Consider the following 18,215-nt stretch of genomic DNA (forward strand, 5'->3'; position numbering starts at 1 on the left):
CCCGAAGGATAAGCTCCGCTCGACTTGCATGTATTAGGCACGCCGCCAGCGTTCGTCCTGAGCCAGGATCAAACTCTCCAATAAGGTTTTTCCGGACGGTTACTTCACCCGAATCACTCCGAGGAAATAACCATCCGAAAACTATCGAAAAGAGCGATTCGCTCATTTTGAAACATCTGACGAGAATGTTACATTCTCAAGATGAATTTCTAAAACGTACAAGACGCTGTGAAAATCATCAGTTTTGGAATCACCGAAGTGAATTCCGATACTCACTCGTTGTTCAGTTTTCAAAGATCAAGCTCGTTGTCGCTTTCGATTAACTCGTCAGCAGCAACTTTTATAATATATCATGTCTTTCGATTTAATGCAACACTTTTTTTTGAAAAAGTGTTTTGCAATCTTATCAGCAGAGCATGTCCCAATCACCAATAATTTCTTTCTGTTCGCGACTGGATTTATAATATACCATGGTCTGTCCCATAAAGACAACCCACAATATTACCCATTTATAATTTTGTTGTATTAGTGCAAAAGAGCTACTCTCCCAAGGGCTTTATATTCTATTAAAAAGCATGCAGGCCAACAGCCCGCATGCTTCTGTATCAACTAATCCCGGTTAATTCGAAATCCATGGATTTTTGCTTTTTTTACTGCCCCGGTTACTTCCCTGTTTAGACGTTGTTTTCGCCGATTTCCCCTCGGTATGGCTGGAGACCTTCACTTTCGCTCCTCCCGTCTTACCACTCCGTGCCTTCCCCTTCGCTGCTGTCTCTTTCAGTTCGGCGGATGCTCGAGGAATATCCTGCACGGCAGGCTCCGGTTCCAGAATCTCCGGCACCCGGTTATGCACAGCGTTCTCCATACCGGGGTACACCGGATAAGCCGGAATGCCGCTTATCGCCGGACTAGTGTATGCACCTAACGGTGCTGCATCGTTAATGCCGGCATTAGGCATAGACTCTGTCATAAATCCATATGGCGAAATTCCCTCTGGCTGAGGCGTGAATACAGGATAACCGCCGCCATATACCGGCTGCTCATAGCTGTACGGCTGAATTACTGGTCCGCCTCCGCAGCCGCAGGACGGCCATGGCAGATTGACGGGCTGTCCGCCATACTGCGGAATTCCGTAAGGGGGATAATCCGTCGCCGGGCTTACACCGGTAATGGGTGCAGCAGGATACTCAGGCACCATATTTGGATACCAGGCTCCCTGTGCCTCAGCTGCCGGATATACATTGCCGGGATAACCGTATGGCACACCATACGGAATCATGCAATCCGGCATATACATGGCGGGCTGAACCATATTTTCCATCGTGTTTACGCCCATCATCGGCATAGCCTGCTCGTAATACGGATATACCGGCGGACAGTCATAGGCATAAGGGTTTTCATTCAACCCCGGGTATCCTGCTGCCGGATCACAATGTGTTTCCTTAGTCGCCGGAGCCCAGACTGCCGGTTCAACCGCTGCTTTCCCCTTTTCCTTAGGCTCATAGACCACGGCTTCCTGGGCGGGAACGGAAATCTGCACGTACAAGCTTTGCGATTCATGGACCATCTGGACAGGCGCAGGCTCAGGCGCTTTGTTCACTACCGGAGCTATATTTACTTCCGGAGCTATATTTACTTCCGGAGCTATGTTTACTTCCGGAGCAGTATTCACTTCAGGCGCTTTATTGATCACAGGCTCTGGAAGCGTTTCTGCTACCGGGGCGGTCTCCGTTTCCTTAGCAGGCTCTGCTATAGGTCCGGTGTAGGTTTTTCCGCCGACCTTTGTTTTATCTACAACTGCCGGAGATGTGGCATCGGCCGGAACCGGTGTGGCATTCCCCTGGATAGATTGCGGCTGGATGGCCGCTCCATTCGATTTCTTAGGGATGTTCACAATCTCGCCCGTCAAAAGCGCATTCGGATTTTTAAGCTGCGGATTGGCATCGATCACTTCCTTGAGCGTTATTCCCCAGGCTTTAGATAATTTCCACAAGGTATCCCCCTGTTTGACTGTATGCTTATAAAAAAGCTCACTGGTTTCCGGCACAGAGGCCGGAGCTGACGGAATCTTGACTTTATCCCCTACGTTCAGCACATCCGGATTACTGATCTGCGGATTAGCCTCAATGATTTTTTGCAGCGGTACTCCGTACTTTTGCGATAATGCATAAAGCGAATCGCCTTGTTTGACAATGTGTATTTTCACGCAGCATTAACCTCCTAAAAAATGCGTAATGGTTGGAGCGCGTTGCAAGCTTTACAGCCACGTCCTCTCTGATCCGGCTGCAAATTCCGGCTCATAGAAGCATCCGTCCCCACTCCCGGGTACTGCTCCTGAGCATCGTTATATGCGTTACAGCTGCCTCCTTCGTTACTACATCTTATGCAGCCCATGGGCGATTGACATCCCTGGAACAAAAAAAATCCCTTCATGCTCAGACGGGACTAGCCTTTGTCTTATTCACAAAGGTCCATCCCGCTTGCATGAAGGGATTTATTTGTCTAATTAAAGCAGGCTCAGTCCCGGATAAACCTTACTCCCAGACTTTATAGCCGTCTTTATCCACGGCATTACGGAATTCTTCAAGCAGCTGCAGCGTAATCGGACCGGCATGTCCTTCGCCGATGATCCGGCCGTCGATTTCGCGGGCGGCGATAACTTCGGCTGCTGTTCCGGTGAAGAAAACCTCGTCGGCAATATACACGTCGTGCATAGTGAATGGCTCTTCCTTCAACGGCAGACCCAGCTTCTCACACAGCTCGATGATCGCCAGGCGGGTGATGCCTTCCAGCGCCCCCAGATAGCAAGGCGGCGTGTAGACAACTCCTCTTTTGACGATAAAGATGTTGTCACCGGAGCCCTCAGTTACATAGCCCTGGGCATTCATCATGATGGCTTCGTCGGCTTCCGCCAGATTGGACTGGATTTTGACGAGGATGTTGTTCAGATAGTTAAGTGACTTGATCTTCGGATTGAGCGCATCCGGAAGGTTGCGGCGCTGGGATACGGAGACGGCACGCAAGCCGTTCAGGTAAGCCTGCTCCGGATAGATCGCAAGCTGCTCCACAATGATGATTACACTGGCCTTAGGACAGCGGCGCGGATCAAGTCCAAGATTACCTACACCGCGTGAAACGATCAGACGGATATAGCCGTTGCGCATTTCATTCAGGCGGATCGTCTCTGCCATCGCTTCCAGCATTTCATCATAAGTCAGCGGAATGTCCAGCATGATGGATTTGGCCGAATCATACAGCCTGTCCAGATGCTCTTTGCATTTAAAAATATTACCGTTATAAATACGGATGCCTTCGAAAATACCGTCCCCGTAAAGAAAACCGTGATCAAATACGGATACCTTTGCATTTTCCTTTGTTACGTGTTGTCCATCCAGATAGATCCATTGCTCAGCCATGAACTTACTGCACCTCCGCTTTCTCTTCCTCATAGGTGTATGTGGGATACGAGCCCAGAATCCGCACCTGGCAGCCCAAGGCCTTGATCTCTTCAATCGCCGCCGGCAGCAGGACCGATTCTATCGGTTCCAGCACATCAATGTAAAAATAATAAGTACCCAACTTCTTCTTCGTCGGCCGTGATTCAATGCGTGATAAATTCAATCGCCGCCAGGCAAATGCGGCCAGCACCTGATGCAGGGCTCCCGGAAAATCCTCCGGCAGGGTTACAAGAATACTCGTCTTGTCACCAGAGCTCTTCTTCGGAAGGCTCAGCTTCTGAGGCCCTACCAGAACGAAACGCGTGTAGTTATTATGGTGATCCGTAATCTTGCGCTCGACTATCTCCAGGCCGTGTGTCGCGGCTCCAAGCGCCGTACCGATGGCCGCCCAGCCCCGGCCGGGATTGTTCTTCACAATCTCCACAGCCTCGGAGGTGCTTCCCACCGACTCCAGCTCAGCCCACGGCACATGCGCGCGGATGAACTGCAGACACTGCGCCATAGCGACAGGATGGGAGAGGATCTTTCTGATTCCGGAATAATCCTTTTCGCCGCTGCTATTCTTGAATTCTCCGGGATGACCGATCAGATTCTGAATAGACGGAAAAATCCACTCCGCCTGCATAGGCAAATTGACTTCATTGATGAGCCAATCAATATGCAGGCTTACCGAACCGTCGATTGTATTCTCAATCGGGATCACACTGTAATCCGTTGTGCCGCCTGCCGTCGAGAGAAAAACATCGGAAATCAGCTTGTGATGCACAATGCTGACCGGCTCGCCACCAAATAAATGCAGCAGCGCTTCGTGGGATACCGTACCCTGCGGCAATACCGCTATTGATTTCATGACTGTACTTCTCCTTTTATCATATCCAAAAATGAGCCGTTTTGCATCCCGTTTCTTTCCATGAGCTCCACCTTCACGCCGTCCGTACACGGAGGCAGCCAGCGGGTCTGCGCCGGAATCCCGTGCTCCGCCATCGTCTCCCTCAGGAACAGCTCCAGCTCCTGCTTCTCAGTGCTGCCAGCGTCCACCAGACAGAGCAGGGTCGGGCCTGCTCCGCTAAGCGCAATTCCCAGGGCCCCGTGCTGCGGGGCTTCAGCGAGCAGCTTCTCCATTCCGGGGACAAGCGGAGCGCGGTACGGCTGATGCAGACGGTCCAGCATCGCCCGGCCGATCAGATCAAGCCTGCCAGCGGCAAAGGCTGCTGTAAGCAATGAGGTGCGGCTAATATTATACACGGCATCGCTGACGGTAATTTCTGTAGGGATTACCCCCCGTGCCTTGGTCGTAGCGAGCTCAAACTCCGGAATGACAACGAGCACCTCCATATCCCGGGGCGGTTCAATCCGGATATGGTCGGCATGTGTGCCGTCCCAGACAGCCGTAATAATTCCTCCGAACAGGGAGGCTCCAACGTTGTCAGGATGCTTTTCGAGGGAGCAGGCCATATCGAACAGCTTGGTATTATCCAGCGGAGAGCCGATCATGGTATTGGCCGCAGCCAGTGCTCCGACAATGGCCGACGCGCTGCTGCCAAGCCCCCGGGTAAGCGGGATATCAGAATACATCGATATGGACAGCTCGGGAACAGAGACGCCTGCTTCGGCAAATACCATCTGGGCCACCTGGTAGAGCAGATTGCTTTTATCACAGGGAAGTCCGTTCATCTGGTCGCCGTAAAAGTAAAACACCGTCTCTTCGGCTTCTTCCATCTCAATCCAGGCATACAGCGACAAGGCCATACCCAGCGTATCAAAGCCGGGTCCCAGATTGGCGGTACTGGCGGGTACTTTTACTCTAGACCTTCCATACATACTCATAGCGGGTGAAATCTCCTTCGTCTTTTTTGCGAGTACTATCCCTCTACACGGTAATGGCTCTTGATCCGGTGAATAACCGGAAGCTCCTCCAGGTGGCGCAGCACCTTATTCATACTCGCCTTGCTGGCATTATGAGTTACAATAATAATTTCCGCGTCCGGATTATTCGGATTCGCCTGCTGCACCACGGAATCGAGACTGACATCATACTCAGCAAATACCTGGGTAATTTTGGCCAGCACACCCGCTTTGTCATCGACATGCAGCAGCAGAAAATTTTTGTAAAAGATATCTTCGTCGCTCTTCAGCTTCTTCTGCTTATAAGGCACAATCTGCTTCAGGCCATTCACGCCCAGCTTCAGGTTCTTGATCACTGCCACCAGGTCCGCCACGATAGAGGTTGCTGTAGGCATTGCACCTGCGCCTGCACCGTAGAACATCGTCTCTCCAACCGCCTGCCCGTATACATAAACCGCATTAAACACTCCGTTCACGGAAGCGAGCGGGTGACTCGTACGGATCATCGTCGGCTGGACGCTGATGCTGAATTCCTCATCCTCGCATTCGGCGATTCCCAGCAGCTTCATATCATAGCCAAGCCGTTTGGCAAAAGCGATATCCTCCTTGCTAACGCCGGAAATCCCGCTGACGCTGACATCATTCAGCTCCACATTGGTGCGGAAGCCGAGCGTGCCGAGAATGGCCATTTTGCGTGCAGCATCAAGGCCCTCCACATCAGAGGTCGGGTCGGATTCGGCATAGCCCAGTCCCTGCGCTTCTTTCAGCACATCGTGATACGAGGCGCCTTCCTGGCTCATTTTGCTCAGTATGTAATTGGTTGTACCGTTTACGATCCCCATGATTTTTTTGATTTTGTCAGAGGAAAAGCCCTCGATAAGCGTACGGATAATCGGAATCCCGCCGGCCACGCTGGCCTCATAAAATACGTCACACTGCTTCTCCTGCGCCTTGGCCAGAATCTCCGACCCGTGGAGTGCCATCAGATCTTTATTGGCGGTGACGATGTGCTTGCCGAGTTCCAGCGCCTCAAGAATATATTCCTTCGTGCCGGCGATGCCGCCCATTACCTCAACGATAACATCAATCTCAGGATCGCGGATAACCTCCCAAGGATCTGTAGTGATCAGCGCCGCATCCACTTCGATGTCCCGCGGCTTATCGACATTTTTTACAGCTATACGTTCAATAACGATCGGGGAACCCACCTGACTGCTCAGGTCCTCCTGATTTCCTTCCACGATACGGACAACACCTGCACCGACCGTGCCAAGGCCCAATAATCCAACTTTAACCGGCTTCATGTGGTTCCTCCTAAAAGTTTTATGAAGCTATACTACTCTGAATTTCTACGCAATAAAACTAGCTTCGTAAGCATCCGCTTAGTTTTATGAAGCTATACTACTCTGAATTTCTACGCAATAAAACTCGCTTCGTAAGCACCCGCTTAGTTTTATGAAGCTATACTACTACCCCTGGCCTATGATCAAAGCCCGTTTTACACCGGATATCTCCCGCAGACCGTCCAGCATATCGCCCAGCTCCTGATTCATATGTGAAATCTCCACAGAAATGACGACGTTCGCCCGTCCCTGCAGCGGAATACTCTGGTTGATCGTCAGCACGTTAGCCCCGTGAACCGCCACACAGCCAAGCACCTTGGACAGCATACCCGACTCATGCTCCAGATCAAGTGAAATGGTTACGATCCGTTCCCGCTCCAGCTGGTGGATCAGATGAATGCCGTCTTTATATTTATAAAAAGCGCTGCGGCTAAGTCCAACCTGCTCCACACCTTCATGTACCGTCTTGGCGTCTCCTGCTTCCAGCAGCTGTTTGACCTGCATGGTCTTCAGCACAGCGTCAGGCAAAATGTCCTCGCGGACCAAATAATAGCGCTCTTTCACGAACGTCCTCACCCCAAAGACTTTTGTGTTTTCATAGTGGACATTATACTTGAAAAGCTCTGAAAAAAGCAATAGATTTTCACCGGGTGCAGACGGGGCTATCCCTGTTCAACTGCAAAATCAGCCTGCATTAAAGAATTCATGCAGCTATCACAACATCTAGGCGGTGCTGTCATGCCAGGATTGTTAAGAGCATTACCGCCGCTCCGCCCTGGTGTTTGCCCTTCGGTATTTCCTGCATTATAGCATTTTTATGCTGTCCCCTACTTTAACGCCGCAAGCTGCCTGTTCCGCAGCAGGAGCGTACCGGCTATGTTATCCGCCAGTTCACCGGCCGCCCCTTCCCAGCCGCTGCCCGGGTCCCTGAGCGTCAGCAGCAGCGCCACCTGATCATGCAGCAAAGAAATCTGCCGGGTAAGCATTTCCTCGGTATCATACAGATCCGGTCTGGAGTGCGGGTCGCTATACCGGAACTGCTCCTCCAGCCCGGCGATAAGCTCCGCAAGCCACTGCGCCCCGGGATGCCTCCAGCTTCCGGCCAGCTCCCGGATGTCCTTCAGCTCGGCCTGGTGCTCTGTGTGAGCCCTAGTGGCATCGTTAGTACGCTGTTCCTGTGCAGCGGCTTTGCGGCTGTATATGCCTGTCACCGCCAGCAGGGCAGCACTAACCAGCAGCAGCGTCACCTGCACTGCCGCATAAGCCGGCGTCTGGAGCTGCAGGCCCCAGTCGAGCAGAGCCGCTGCAATCAACACAGCAGCCGCATAAGCGGCAGTAATCCAGGCGCCGCCAGTCTGCACCGGAGAGGGACTCCGGTTACTTTTGGGCGTGCGCAGCCGGTATACGGTAAAGCCGAAAAACACACTTTCCGCAGACAGCATAGCCAGCATGCTAACGATAGAGCGGGGCTGCAGTCCGGGCAGCTCAAGCATGATGAAGAAGGCGACTGTCAGAATTACCACTGCTGCATAGAATAGACTAATGTTTCCTGCATAGCTCCTGTTCTTTTGCATAAGGTCCTCCTTTAACCGGTCCTTCTGCCACACCTGCCGCAGAACTTCTGTCCTGGCTTCAGTTCAGGCCATCCGGCTTATATAGGTAATCGCGCCTTCCATCCCATTGTATACGATCTGCTGCCGGTTTGGATGTGCCCGACATGACAAGTAGAAACGGCTACGCCGTCCTAAACAGGACGGTATCCGTTTCTGCGAGAAAGATAAGGATAAAGGATTGCGTGAAATATATACTTTCTTAGTCTTTAAAAAAAAACGCCGGCAGTGCTCTCCACTAGGAGAAGGCACCGCCGGCGTTCTATAACTGCCTGCCCGCGGGCAGAAGCATTTTTTAGTAGTAGCTGCTGTTCTCAACAAATTCGAATTCGAAATCGCCGATGCGGACGATCGTCCCTTCCACAGCTCCGCGCTTACGCAGCTCGGCATCGACTCCCATATGACGCAGCGTACGGGCCAGCTTCAGAATCGCATCATGCGTGCTCAGCTGCATGCGTTTGAGCATCTTCTCAATACGCGGACTGCTGACGACGAAGGCCTCGTTATCACGTGTAATAGTAAAGCTGTCATCCGCTTCGGCTTCCAGCTTATACACCTTGCGTTCAACTGTTTCAGCAACCTCTTCGACCACCGGAGCAACTGGAATGCTGTCCAGAAGATCAGCTGCACGGTAGAGCAGCTCCTGAATCCCCTGGCGGGTCAGCGAGGAGATCGGCATAATTTCGAGGTCAGGACGAATTTCAGCAATCCGTTCCCGGAAGGCAATCAGATTCTCCTCCGATTCCGGCATATCCATCTTGTTCGCCGCCACGATCTGCGGACGGTCGAGCAGATTGGCATTATACTGCTTCAGCTCATCGTTGATCAGCACCCAGTCCTCGAACGGATCACGCCCTTCGGAGCCGGACATATCCACTACATGAATGATGATCCGCGTACGCTCAACATGGCGCAGGAACTCATGTCCAAGGCCTACACCCTCGCTGGCTCCCTCAATCAGGCCCGGCAGATCCGCCATAACGAAGCTGCGGCCGTCACCTGCTGCAACCACACCCAGGTTCGGGGTAATCGTAGTAAAGTGATACGCACCAATCTTTGGCTGCGCAGCAGAGACTACCGACAGCAGAGTGGACTTGCCTACACTTGGAAAGCCTACCAGGCCCACATCCGCCATAACCTTCAGTTCCATTACAATATAACGTTCCTGGCCTTCTTCCCCGTTCTCGGCAAGCTCAGGCGCTGGATTATTTGCAGTGGCAAACCGGATATTCCCGCGTCCGCCCCGTCCGCCCTTCGCTACAACCACCTGCTGTCCATGACGGGTCATGTCGGCAATGACTTCCTGGGTATCATCATCAATCAGTATCGTTCCCGGAGGGATTCTTACGATCATATGCTCGGCATTTGCCCCGTGCTGGCTCTTGTTACGGCCCTTAACTCCGCGGTCAGCTTTAAAATGGCGCTGATAACGGAAATCCATCAGTGTCCGCAGCCCTTCATCCACACGGAAAATCACATCGCCGCCGCGGCCGCCGTCACCGCCGGCCGGCCCGCCTTCCGGCACGTACTTCTCACGGCGGAAGGCCACGAGACCGTCGCCGCCGTCGCCACCTTTAACATAAATCTTAGCCTTATCTACGAACATGAATTTTCACCTTCCTTACATTTCCAGCGGCATCCGCAGCTCTACGTAAGCCTCGCTTGGCCTCCACTGCTCCGCCTTCATGATTTTGCCTTGCACTATATTATAAATTTGCTCCTGCAGCAGCTCAGGGTTACCATGCTCACCCTTGCCTTCGAATGAGATAAGAATATCTCCCTTGTCTTGTGTAAAGCTGAGGCGGAGTATCCGCGTATCGCCCTGGGACGTAAGCCCGCTGTACTGGTAAGCCCTTACCGTCTGCATCACCACAGATGTCAGCTCCTCACCCTGGCCGGGAGTCAGCTTGTCCTCCAGCTGTAAGCCTTCCTCCACCTGTACTTCCAGCTCCAGATTGCTGCTGAAGGTGCGGAACGACTGCAGATAGAATACCAGTGACGGAATGCCAAGCTTGGCGATCCGGCTGTCGAGTGCGATTCGTTCCTTTATTCTTTCCACACATTGTACGGATTTATCAGGCTTGTTCAGCTGAATATATCCATACAGCACTTGCAGATCATTCATCCAGTCATGACGATGATGATTCAGTGTCCGGTTCGCCGCCTGCTGCAGAGTCTTCTCCTGTATACGCAGTTCCTCTTCAAAATGACGCCGGTTGTAAAAAAAGCTGAAAGCAAGCACTGCAGCTACCCATACTGCGAGCAGCAGGCATGTGAAAAGGGTGGTGTGCCAATACAGAAGGCCCAAAGGAAGCGTTACGGATAACATGACTGCCCAGACAATACCTTTCCAGGATTTCATTCTTTCTCCCCGTCCCTCAGTTCGCAAAATTCATGCCAAATTTAGTCTAGCCAGCCCTAAGGCGCTTTTACCATTTTCCAGTATAACACACGCATCCGGTGCAATCACCAGCATTCAGACAGTTTCAGGGATCCCCCTGATCCGCCGTCTCACTTATCAAAAAAACCCCCGGCACTCATGCCGGAGGCTTCTCATGCAAATATGGTTCGGAAAGCTTACGCTTCCACTGCCGCTGCTACCGGAGCGACATCAACCGGGTACACGCTCACTTTTTTGCGATCGCGTCCCCAACGTTCGAACTTCACTACGCCATCAACCAGAGCGAACAGCGTATCATCTTTACCGATGCCTACGTTAGTGCCCGGGTGAATCTTGGTTCCGCGTTGACGAACCAGAATGTTACCGCCGGTAACCGCCTGACCGTCAGCACGTTTCACGCCAAGACGCTTGGAGTGGGAGTCACGTCCGTTCTTTGTGGAACCTACCCCTTTTTTGGATGCGAATAACTGAAGATCCAATTTCAACATGTTGGTCAACCTCCTTCTTTAAATGATAACTTGCTGTATCTTAATATACTTCCCGTATGATTCTGCGATATCACTGAGCATTAAGACCATGGATTCCAGCAGCAGTTGAACTTTCGCGGAAGTTTCAGCATCTTCAACAGAACCCAGGGTTCCGCTTAAAAAGCCGTTCTTCATGGACGTATCCATAGAAATTCCGGTCAGGCTCTCAATTGAGTTCACCGTACCCACTGTAATAGCAGATACTCCGGCGCATACAATATCTTCACCGCGTCTGGCATAACCCGCATGCCCTTCCACCTCAAAACCGATAACAGCACCCATGTCAGAAGCCCGTGTAATCCGCACGTTAATCATTAACGCACCTTCTTACGCCTGAATCTTCTCGATAGTTACTTTAGTGTACGGTTGACGATGGCCTTGTTTCTTGTGGTAGTTCTTCTTCGGTTTGTATTTGTAAACTACAACCTTCTGACCCTTACCGTGTTTCTCGACCTTAGCTGTTACAGACGCGCCGCTTACGAGCGGAGTTCCTGCAGTCAGACCGCCTTCGTTGGAAACAGCCAATACACGGTCAAACGTTACGCTTGCGCCGTCTTCAGCTTCCAGCTTCTCGATGAACAGAACATCGCCCTCTTGGACTCTGTATTGTTTACCGCCAGTTTCGATAATTGCATACATTGTACTTGCACCTCCTCATGTCTCAGACTCGCCTAGTCTAGGTGGCAGATTCCCGGAGGAACCGCGCTTATGTACCCGATCGGAGCGGTTACAGCATGTGCAGGAATAAGATAACCAAACACATACTTGAAGATATTATCATACTTATTTAACAGAGTCAATAATACCAGCTGAATTTCCTTTATTCCAGCCAGGCGCCAACCTTGCCTGTCCCGCCGCAGCACTGGCAGATAACGGGCGCAAAGCCTGCTGCATCGTGCCTCGCCTTTTTGCGGGTCATTTCCAGCAGGCCAAGATGCGTCCAGCCCAGAATATGCGTTTTGGTACGGTCATTACAGATCACCCGTTCCAGCCGTTCCAGCACCTGTCGCCGGTGCTCATCCAGTTCCATATCAATAAAGTCAACGATGATGATGCCCCCGGTGTCACGCAGCCGGATCAGCCGGCCGATTTCCTCTGCCGCAAGCAGATTTGTCTGCGTCACAGTCTCTTCCAGTGTTGAGCCGCCTGTGTACTGTGCTGTATTAACATCAATAACCGTCAGCGCTTCGGTTTCATCCCAGATCAGCGTGCCTCCGCCTTCGAGGATGATTTTGCGGCTGAAGCTCTTCAGCAGCTGCTCCTGAACGCCGTACGCAGTGAAGATCGACTCCTGCCCGCGGTAGAGGCCGACCGGCTTATGCCCGTCAGGGGCCATATCTGCGAGAAAAGCCTCCGCTTCCCGCACGGCCTTGGGCGAGTCAATCATCAGCTCATCCCGCTGCGGGTTAAAGGCATCGCGGATGAACCTTTGCACAATGCTGAGATCCGAGTGCAAAAGGGCAGGTGCACTTGCTTCTTCAGCCCGGCGGACAATCATCTCCCACTGCGCGCGCAGAAAAGACAGATCTCCCTCGACCGCATCCGCCTGCTCATCCTCGGATACGGTACGCATGATCAGGCCCTCTTCCCGCCGCCGCAGCCGCTCGCCGATTGCTTTCAGCCGGTTGCGCTCTGATTCGCGGCTGATTTTTTTGGATACTCCGACATATTCGGCAAAGGGCATGTACACCATCCAGCGTCCCGGCAGTGTATAATGGGTGGTTACCCTGGCCCCCTTGCCCCCCCGCGGCTCTTTACGGACCTGGACGATGATCTCCTGGCCGGGCTGCAGCAGAGTATCAATAGAGGGCTTCACCTGCGGCTGCTTCTCCAGGTGGGGATGGAGGACATCATCTACATATAGAAAGGCATTTTTCTTCTGTCCGATATCGACAAAAGCAGCCTGCATGCCTGGCAGAACATTCATAACCCGGCCCTTGTAATAACTGCCGACCAGCCCTTGCTGCTGATCGCGTTCAGCCGCATACTCCACGAGCCGCCCGTTTTCCAGAAGAGCCATCCGGGTAACATGCTGCGTGCAGTGAACGATCATTTGTTTCATGGCTTCACCTCTGGTCTAGATCTTCATTCGTCGCCATCCGCTGTGCAGCGCTAAGCCATGCTCTACCTCCCGAAATAGGAAGCGATCAGGCGCTGCTCCGGTACAACGGCTACCACATTGTTATCCTCATTCATCACATAGATAAAATGATACTGGTTACGTTTAAATAGACGCAATATATCATCTAAAGGTTTCGCGTAAAAGGCAACAATCGGACGAGCCGTACTGCCGAGACTTAAATACCGCTCATAGGCAGCCTCCCTGTTCATCAGAAAAGCCAGAAAGCGGTAAGGCAGATTACGCTGGTCCGTAACATTGGAATAGAGCAAAAATGCTCCGATCATGAGCAGATTAAGCCGCAGTCCTGCCCCTGCTGTCAGGGGCAGCAGCGCATAACCAATGACAAGTCCGCTTGCTGCAATGCTCACTCTTCCGCTCCAGAGCAGGGTATAGTAATAAGGTACGAGTGTACTCAGCGCAGCTTGTACGATTTTGCCCCCGTCCAGCGGCAGTACCGGCAGCAGGTTGAACAGCGCAATTATAGCGTTGGCCTGGATAAAGTAGGCAAGAAAGGCGCTGCTGCCACCCCCAAGCTGCTGAAGCAGGAGTGCAATCAGAATCATGATCCCGTTCTGCAGCGGTCCGGCAATCGCAATGGCAATCTCGCGGCCGGCATTCAGCCGTCCATGATCCTCAATGACAGCCACCCCGCCGAAGGGCAGCAGTTGGACAGACTTTACCGTAACCCCGTTCAGCAGAGCGGCACACACATGTCCCATTTCGTGAATAAATACGATCATAAATAACGTTAGCAGTTCCAGAAACTGTCCGGTGATAACTGAAAGAAGCATGACCAGCACAAACAGCGGATGCAGCGACAGCTGGATTCCAAATATCCTAATCAAACGATACCACTTCAGCGGGATCAATATAAGTCTTGTCTTTCATAACCGCGAAAAAAAGCAGAGGTGCCTCGCTCTCCGTCTCCTGCATCCAGCCGACGGTATCCCCGCTCTCCACCCAGTCATCCGCCGACAGTCTGGTTCCGCTTAAATGCCCGTATTCCGCTGTCAGGCTGCCTGTGTGGCGGATAACGATCCGGATGCCTCCCTGCGCCTCTTTGGACACGGATAGAACCCGTCCCGTATCTACACTTTTCACCGTGACATTGCCGCTTGAATCGGACTGAGGCATAATTTCAACACCGTACAAGGTGTCGGCGAAAGATCGCATAATGCTGCCCTCCAGCGGGGCACTCAGGGTATGCGCGGTACTGACCTTTTCGGCCGGAACCTCATCCTCTCCAAAGATCGGAATAAACGATGGCGCACCGTTAAAATGCGTTTCGTACCATACCTGGGCAGCTGCAAAATCCATATCATTGCTCAGCGCATCTGTAATAAATGCCTGTGCTTTGACGGCCCAAGGCTCTCTTGCGAGGAAAATGCCCCATACTGCCCCGAACACAAGTACACTCGCTACAGTTCTGCGGATAAGCCCGGCGGTGAAGCGCGGCCTGCCGCCGTCGCCCCCTTCGTCCATCCACCCTCTGCGGCTCTGCTTCCACAGGACCTCGGGGTCCGGCTCATAGCCGGGCTCCCTCCCGTCGCGCTGCCTGCCCCATTCTTTGAAGCTGGGCACATCCTCCTCCAGCGTATACAGCGGAAGCGGTGCGGCTTCCCGCTGATCATCCAGCAGACTGCGGATGCGCTCTTTGCGCCGTCCTTTGATCCCTGATCCCTGTTCCATATTGATCCCTCCGGCGGGCTTGTTTTATTGCTAGTTTATGAGAGCCCGGAGCCTGTTTAGAACAAGCCCTCCAAGGCAGCAATCACAATACCGGAAAAGGGAAGACCGTTAGGATACATCTACGGGTACAAGGGGCCGCTGCGTCTCTTCACAACGCAAAAATCCCGCCGCAGTATGCCCTGCGACGGGGGTGTATGTCTTTGTATGATTGCTGAATAAGGATTAGCCCATGCCGAAAAATTTCTTAAACTTCTTGAAAGCGCCCATCTTCCGGTCCAGCTGCATCAGCGGCACGGCATCGCCGAGAATCCGACGGGCAATATTGCGGTAGGCAATGGCGGCGGACGAGTCTGGATTCATGACCGTAGGCTCACCGTTATTGGCCGCCTTAATGACCAGCTCATCGTCCGGAACGATTCCGATCAGGTCAATATTAAGCACCTGTAAAATATCTTCAATATCAAGCATGTCCCCGGATTTGACCAGTCCGGGACGGATGCGGTTAACTACAAGCTTCGGTGACTCCACACTGGATTGCTCCAGCAGCCCGATGATCCGGTCCGCGTCTCTCACAGCCGCATGCTCCGGAGTTGTGACCACAATAGCTTTGTCGGCACCGGCTATAGCATTGCGGAACCCGTGCTCAATCCCGGCCGGACAATCGATCAGTACGTATTCGTACTCCTTTTTAAGCTCCAGAATGATGTCCTTGACCTGCTCCGGAGTAACGGACGTCTTATCCTTTGTCTGGGCAGCCGGAAGCATGTACAGCTCATCAAAACGTTTGTCCTTGACCAGCGCCTGATTCAGGCGGCAGCGCCCTTCCGCCACATCAACAAGATCATAAATGATCCGGTTTTCCAGTCCCATAACCACATCCAGATTCCGCAGTCCGATATCCGTATCAACCAGACATACTTTTTTGCCCTGCAGTGCAAGCGCGGTTCCAATATTGGCCGTTGTGGTTGTTTTGCCCACACCGCCTTTGCCCGAGGTTACGACAATCGCTTCTCCCATGGAGGCTACACCCCTTTAAACACATTTAAACCCTGACGTACTTTGACTATATTATGAATTTTATCGATTTGCATAGCACCACTGGACAAATAGGCAAATTCCATACTGCTCTCCCGGGCTCCCCATTCATCCGGAGGCCGGCTTATACAATCGGCAATCCGCAGCTGGGTCGGGGTTAATAAAGAAGCGGCGATTATCGCCTCCTGATTACCGTCCACACCGGCATGAGCGACGCCCCTGAGCGCTCCGAGAACATAAATATCACCTGTGCAGGTAACCGTCCCTCCCGGATTGACATCACCCAGATACAGCAGGTTACCAACATGATGAACCACCTGGCCGGAACGGATAATTCCGCTCATAATGAACAGGACGTCCTGATCGGCCTGGGCGGATTCAACAACCGCATCTATGGACCGGATCAGCAGGTTGCCTTGACCTTTCAGAATCTCCAGCACAGCTTCCTTATCTTCCTCAGTAACAGGACGGCTGCCCAGTTTAACGTCCACATGCACAATCGGTCCGGTTAGAATATTCTGATGGCTGTGCTCCAGCTTGTAACGCAGCTCGCTTAAGAGATCTTCAAAGGGACACTTGTCGTCTAGCAGGAATACCAGGCCGTCCTTGATGCCCTTAATCCTCACGTGCTTGGATTTTACTGTCATATGCCTGTCCCCCCATCCTCATTCATTCGTTCCGGATCAGGTAAATTCCTGCTTGGTCTCAAAGAAATTACGGCGCCCTGCTACGCGGATTCTTCCTTCTGCGTCTCTTTCTTCAGCAGCTCCAGCTGGCGCCTTACCGGAATGTACAGAAGCAGCCCGATAGCGAAATGGAACAGCATGGTCGGCAGCATATGATTCAGAAGCGCCCAATTGTAAGGCTCCCGGTTCAAATTGAACACACTGTAAATACCAAAAAGGATACTGTTCTCCAGCAGGCTGCCGAGCAGCACAACCGACATCATCAGCGGCAGAGGCGCCCGGGGAAGCTGAAACACCAGACCGATCAGATAGGCGGATAAGCCCATTGCAAAGGAATGGGCTCCAAGGATTCTTCCATAAAAAACCACATCATGCAGCATGCCGAAGGCTAAACCCAGAATAAGTGCTGTATGCCGGTGATGATAAACAGTAACAAACAGAATTACGATAAAGACAAGATTAGGGATGATTCTCATTTCCCAGGCATTTGGAAGCAGCCATGGCAAAAGGGTTCCCTGAATAATGAACAAAAGAAATAACAACAGGATAAGAACTGATCTGCGCATCCTCACTATTCAGCACGCTCCTCCGTAAACACCACGAACAGATCCTTCCAGTCCTGAAAATTGGCCGTAGGTTCAATGAGGGCAGTTGAGGTATAGCCATAGGCTCCCTCCTGAACACTCTTTACAGTACCAATGGTCAAACCACGCGGATATACTCCTCCACCGCCTGAAGAAATAATGGTATCACCAACAGCGATCGGATCGCCAACCGGGATTTTGTTCATTTCCAGCAATCCGGTCTGCGGGTCATAGCTCTCGATCATCCCGAAGCTGTTCTGCTCTTTGTTCAGCGCTGTTCCGGCAATCGGCGGCTGGGAATTGGGATCGTTGATATCCATCATCGTCATCAGCTTCACAGTCGAGGTGAAATTACTCACTTGACTGATAACACCGACCATCCCCTCAGACGAAATTACAGACATGTTGGGTTTAATTCCGTCCTTCGATCCTAGATCAATTACAACCGAGCTGTTGCTAGGCTCAGTCGTCAGGCTGATAACCTGCGCAATGTGAAGTTCATAATCGTACAGCTTCTTCTGGGCTTCCTTGAACTCAAGTCTTTCTTTATAACGCTCATTCTCCGCTTTGGTGAAATTATAAATCGCCTTATCCCGCGCGTACTGGGCGGCCAGAATTTTGAGCTGCTCGTTCTCTTCGGCCAGATCATGCAAATTTGCGATATCTTGGAAGAAGCCCGCTACATATCCAGCGGGCTTGTAGAACAAATTTTGCACGAATCCGGTCGTATCCCTGAGAAAATTCTCCGGCCAGGACAAGGACTTCCTTGTTCCCAGGCTGAAGCCCATGACCACGATGAACATCACCAGTGTAATCAGCAGGATGAACAGACGTTTATTGTTAAACAGTTTAAACAGTTTCAACACCCTCTAACAACCGTATTCCACCCATATCAGGGGTTGATGTGCACAAATA

General features: G+C 52.0%; 19 protein-coding genes, 1 rRNA gene and 1 other annotated feature. All 20 genes read right to left on the reverse strand.

Annotation, left to right across the window (positions count from 1 at the left end):
• Window positions 1–84: ribosomal RNA gene (locus tag BLR64_RS23475) — 16S ribosomal RNA — on the reverse strand; the annotation flags it as partial.
• 535 nt (window positions 85–619) lie between these two features.
• Window positions 620–2,206: a LysM peptidoglycan-binding domain-containing protein gene (locus BLR64_RS23480; protein ID WP_090718246.1), complete on the reverse strand. Its 1,587-nt coding sequence runs from the start codon at window positions 2,204–2,206 to the stop codon at window positions 620–622.
• A gap of 328 nt (window positions 2,207–2,534) precedes the next feature.
• Window positions 2,535–3,416, reverse strand: a complete 882-nt coding sequence (ilvE, locus tag BLR64_RS23485) for a branched-chain-amino-acid transaminase (RefSeq protein ID WP_090718249.1) — start codon at window positions 3,414–3,416, stop codon at window positions 2,535–2,537.
• A 4-nt stretch (window positions 3,417–3,420) separates the two neighbouring features.
• On the reverse strand, window positions 3,421–4,308 hold the full coding sequence (gene pheA / locus BLR64_RS23490; protein WP_090718252.1) for a prephenate dehydratase: 888 nt from the start codon (window positions 4,306–4,308) through the stop codon (window positions 3,421–3,423).
• A complete protein-coding gene (thrB, locus tag BLR64_RS23495; RefSeq protein WP_090718254.1) occupies window positions 4,305–5,285 on the reverse strand; it encodes a homoserine kinase in 981 nt (326 codons plus the stop codon). The genes pheA and thrB overlap by 4 nt, the downstream gene beginning before the upstream one ends.
• A 35-nt stretch (window positions 5,286–5,320) precedes the next feature.
• Window positions 5,321–6,607, reverse strand: coding sequence for a homoserine dehydrogenase (locus BLR64_RS23500; RefSeq protein WP_090718257.1), 1,287 nt, complete (start codon window positions 6,605–6,607; stop codon window positions 5,321–5,323).
• 165 nt (window positions 6,608–6,772) lie between these two features.
• On the reverse strand, window positions 6,773–7,210 hold the full coding sequence (locus tag BLR64_RS23505; RefSeq protein WP_090718259.1) for an ACT domain-containing protein: 438 nt from the start codon (window positions 7,208–7,210) through the stop codon (window positions 6,773–6,775).
• Window positions 7,211–7,473: 263 nt separating this feature from the next.
• Window positions 7,474–8,220 (reverse strand): hypothetical protein, encoded by a 747-nt coding sequence (locus BLR64_RS23510; RefSeq protein ID WP_090718261.1) that lies wholly within the window; start codon window positions 8,218–8,220, stop codon window positions 7,474–7,476.
• A gap of 331 nt (window positions 8,221–8,551) precedes the next feature.
• Window positions 8,552–9,862 carry a GTPase ObgE gene (gene obgE / locus BLR64_RS23515; protein ID WP_068728419.1) on the reverse strand — a complete coding sequence of 437 codons (1,311 nt, stop codon included), beginning with the start codon at window positions 9,860–9,862 and terminating at the stop codon, window positions 8,552–8,554.
• Between the two features lie 15 nt (window positions 9,863–9,877).
• A complete protein-coding gene (locus tag BLR64_RS23520) occupies window positions 9,878–10,618 on the reverse strand; it encodes a Spo0B domain-containing protein (protein WP_090718263.1) in 741 nt (246 codons plus the stop codon).
• 215 nt (window positions 10,619–10,833) lie between these two features.
• Window positions 10,834–11,145: a 50S ribosomal protein L27 gene (rpmA, locus tag BLR64_RS23525; RefSeq protein WP_039876443.1), complete on the reverse strand. Its 312-nt coding sequence runs from the start codon at window positions 11,143–11,145 to the stop codon at window positions 10,834–10,836.
• 18 nt (window positions 11,146–11,163) lie between these two features.
• Window positions 11,164–11,499: a ribosomal-processing cysteine protease Prp gene (locus tag BLR64_RS23530; RefSeq protein ID WP_090718266.1), complete on the reverse strand. Its 336-nt coding sequence runs from the start codon at window positions 11,497–11,499 to the stop codon at window positions 11,164–11,166.
• Window positions 11,500–11,511: 12 nt separating this feature from the next.
• Complete coding sequence (rplU, locus tag BLR64_RS23535) at window positions 11,512–11,823, reverse strand: 50S ribosomal protein L21 (protein WP_019908991.1); 312 nt, start codon at window positions 11,821–11,823, stop codon at window positions 11,512–11,514.
• Window positions 11,824–11,837: 14 nt separating this feature from the next.
• Window positions 11,838–11,923, reverse strand: a sequence feature (ribosomal protein L21 leader region).
• Window positions 11,924–12,004: 81 nt separating this feature from the next.
• A complete protein-coding gene (locus BLR64_RS23540; RefSeq protein WP_090718268.1) occupies window positions 12,005–13,246 on the reverse strand; it encodes an Rne/Rng family ribonuclease in 1,242 nt (413 codons plus the stop codon).
• Window positions 13,247–13,308: 62 nt separating this feature from the next.
• Window positions 13,309–14,151 (reverse strand): M50 family metallopeptidase, encoded by an 843-nt coding sequence (locus tag BLR64_RS23545; protein ID WP_090718270.1) that lies wholly within the window; start codon window positions 14,149–14,151, stop codon window positions 13,309–13,311.
• Entirely contained in the window at window positions 14,144–14,995 is an 852-nt protein-coding gene (locus BLR64_RS23550) for a M23 family metallopeptidase (RefSeq protein WP_090718273.1), read from the reverse strand. Before BLR64_RS23550 ends, BLR64_RS23545 begins: the two co-directional genes overlap by 8 nt.
• A gap of 222 nt (window positions 14,996–15,217) precedes the next feature.
• The gene (gene minD, locus BLR64_RS23555; protein WP_090718278.1) at window positions 15,218–16,012 is read right to left on the reverse strand and encodes a septum site-determining protein MinD; all 795 of its coding nucleotides are present in this window, start codon (window positions 16,010–16,012) and stop codon (window positions 15,218–15,220) included.
• A 5-nt stretch (window positions 16,013–16,017) separates the two neighbouring features.
• Complete coding sequence (locus BLR64_RS23560) at window positions 16,018–16,677, reverse strand: septum site-determining protein MinC (protein WP_090718280.1); 660 nt, start codon at window positions 16,675–16,677, stop codon at window positions 16,018–16,020.
• Window positions 16,678–16,757: 80 nt separating this feature from the next.
• Window positions 16,758–17,288, reverse strand: a complete 531-nt coding sequence (mreD, locus tag BLR64_RS23565) for a rod shape-determining protein MreD (protein WP_090718282.1) — start codon at window positions 17,286–17,288, stop codon at window positions 16,758–16,760.
• Complete coding sequence (gene mreC, locus BLR64_RS23570; RefSeq protein ID WP_090718285.1) at window positions 17,288–18,166, reverse strand: rod shape-determining protein MreC; 879 nt, start codon at window positions 18,164–18,166, stop codon at window positions 17,288–17,290. Before mreC ends, mreD begins: the two co-directional genes overlap by 1 nt.
• Window positions 18,167–18,215 lie beyond the last annotated feature (49 nt).

The organism is Paenibacillus typhae (assembly GCF_900099765.1).
GTDB classification, from domain to species: domain Bacteria; phylum Bacillota; class Bacilli; order Paenibacillales; family Paenibacillaceae; genus Paenibacillus_AQ; species Paenibacillus_AQ typhae.

Bases quoted from the DNA above. Each gene is read 5' to 3' on its own strand.
- ilvE (WP_090718249.1), bottom strand. From the start codon at position 3,416: ATGGCTGAGCAATGGATCTATCTGGATGGACAACACGTAACAAAGGAA.
- pheA (WP_090718252.1), bottom strand. From the start codon at position 4,308: ATGAAATCAATAGCGGTATTGCCGCAGGGTACGGTATCCCACGAAGCG.
- thrB (WP_090718254.1), bottom strand. From the start codon at position 5,285: ATGAGTATGTATGGAAGGTCTAGAGTAAAAGTACCCGCCAGTACCGCC.
- BLR64_RS23500 (WP_090718257.1), bottom strand. From the start codon at position 6,607: ATGAAGCCGGTTAAAGTTGGATTATTGGGCCTTGGCACGGTCGGTGCA.
- BLR64_RS23510 (WP_090718261.1), bottom strand. From the start codon at position 8,220: ATGCAAAAGAACAGGAGCTATGCAGGAAACATTAGTCTATTCTATGCA.
- obgE (WP_068728419.1), bottom strand. From the start codon at position 9,862: ATGTTCGTAGATAAGGCTAAGATTTATGTTAAAGGTGGCGACGGCGGC.
- BLR64_RS23520 (WP_090718263.1), bottom strand. From the start codon at position 10,618: ATGAAATCCTGGAAAGGTATTGTCTGGGCAGTCATGTTATCCGTAACG.
- rpmA (WP_039876443.1), bottom strand. From the start codon at position 11,145: ATGTTGAAATTGGATCTTCAGTTATTCGCATCCAAAAAAGGGGTAGGT.
- BLR64_RS23530 (WP_090718266.1), bottom strand. From the start codon at position 11,499: ATGATTAACGTGCGGATTACACGGGCTTCTGACATGGGTGCTGTTATC.
- rplU (WP_019908991.1), bottom strand. From the start codon at position 11,823: ATGTATGCAATTATCGAAACTGGCGGTAAACAATACAGAGTCCAAGAG.
- BLR64_RS23540 (WP_090718268.1), bottom strand. From the start codon at position 13,246: ATGAAACAAATGATCGTTCACTGCACGCAGCATGTTACCCGGATGGCT.
- BLR64_RS23550 (WP_090718273.1), bottom strand. From the start codon at position 14,995: ATGGAACAGGGATCAGGGATCAAAGGACGGCGCAAAGAGCGCATCCGC.
- minD (WP_090718278.1), bottom strand. From the start codon at position 16,012: ATGGGAGAAGCGATTGTCGTAACCTCGGGCAAAGGCGGTGTGGGCAAA.
- BLR64_RS23560 (WP_090718280.1), bottom strand. From the start codon at position 16,677: ATGACAGTAAAATCCAAGCACGTGAGGATTAAGGGCATCAAGGACGGC.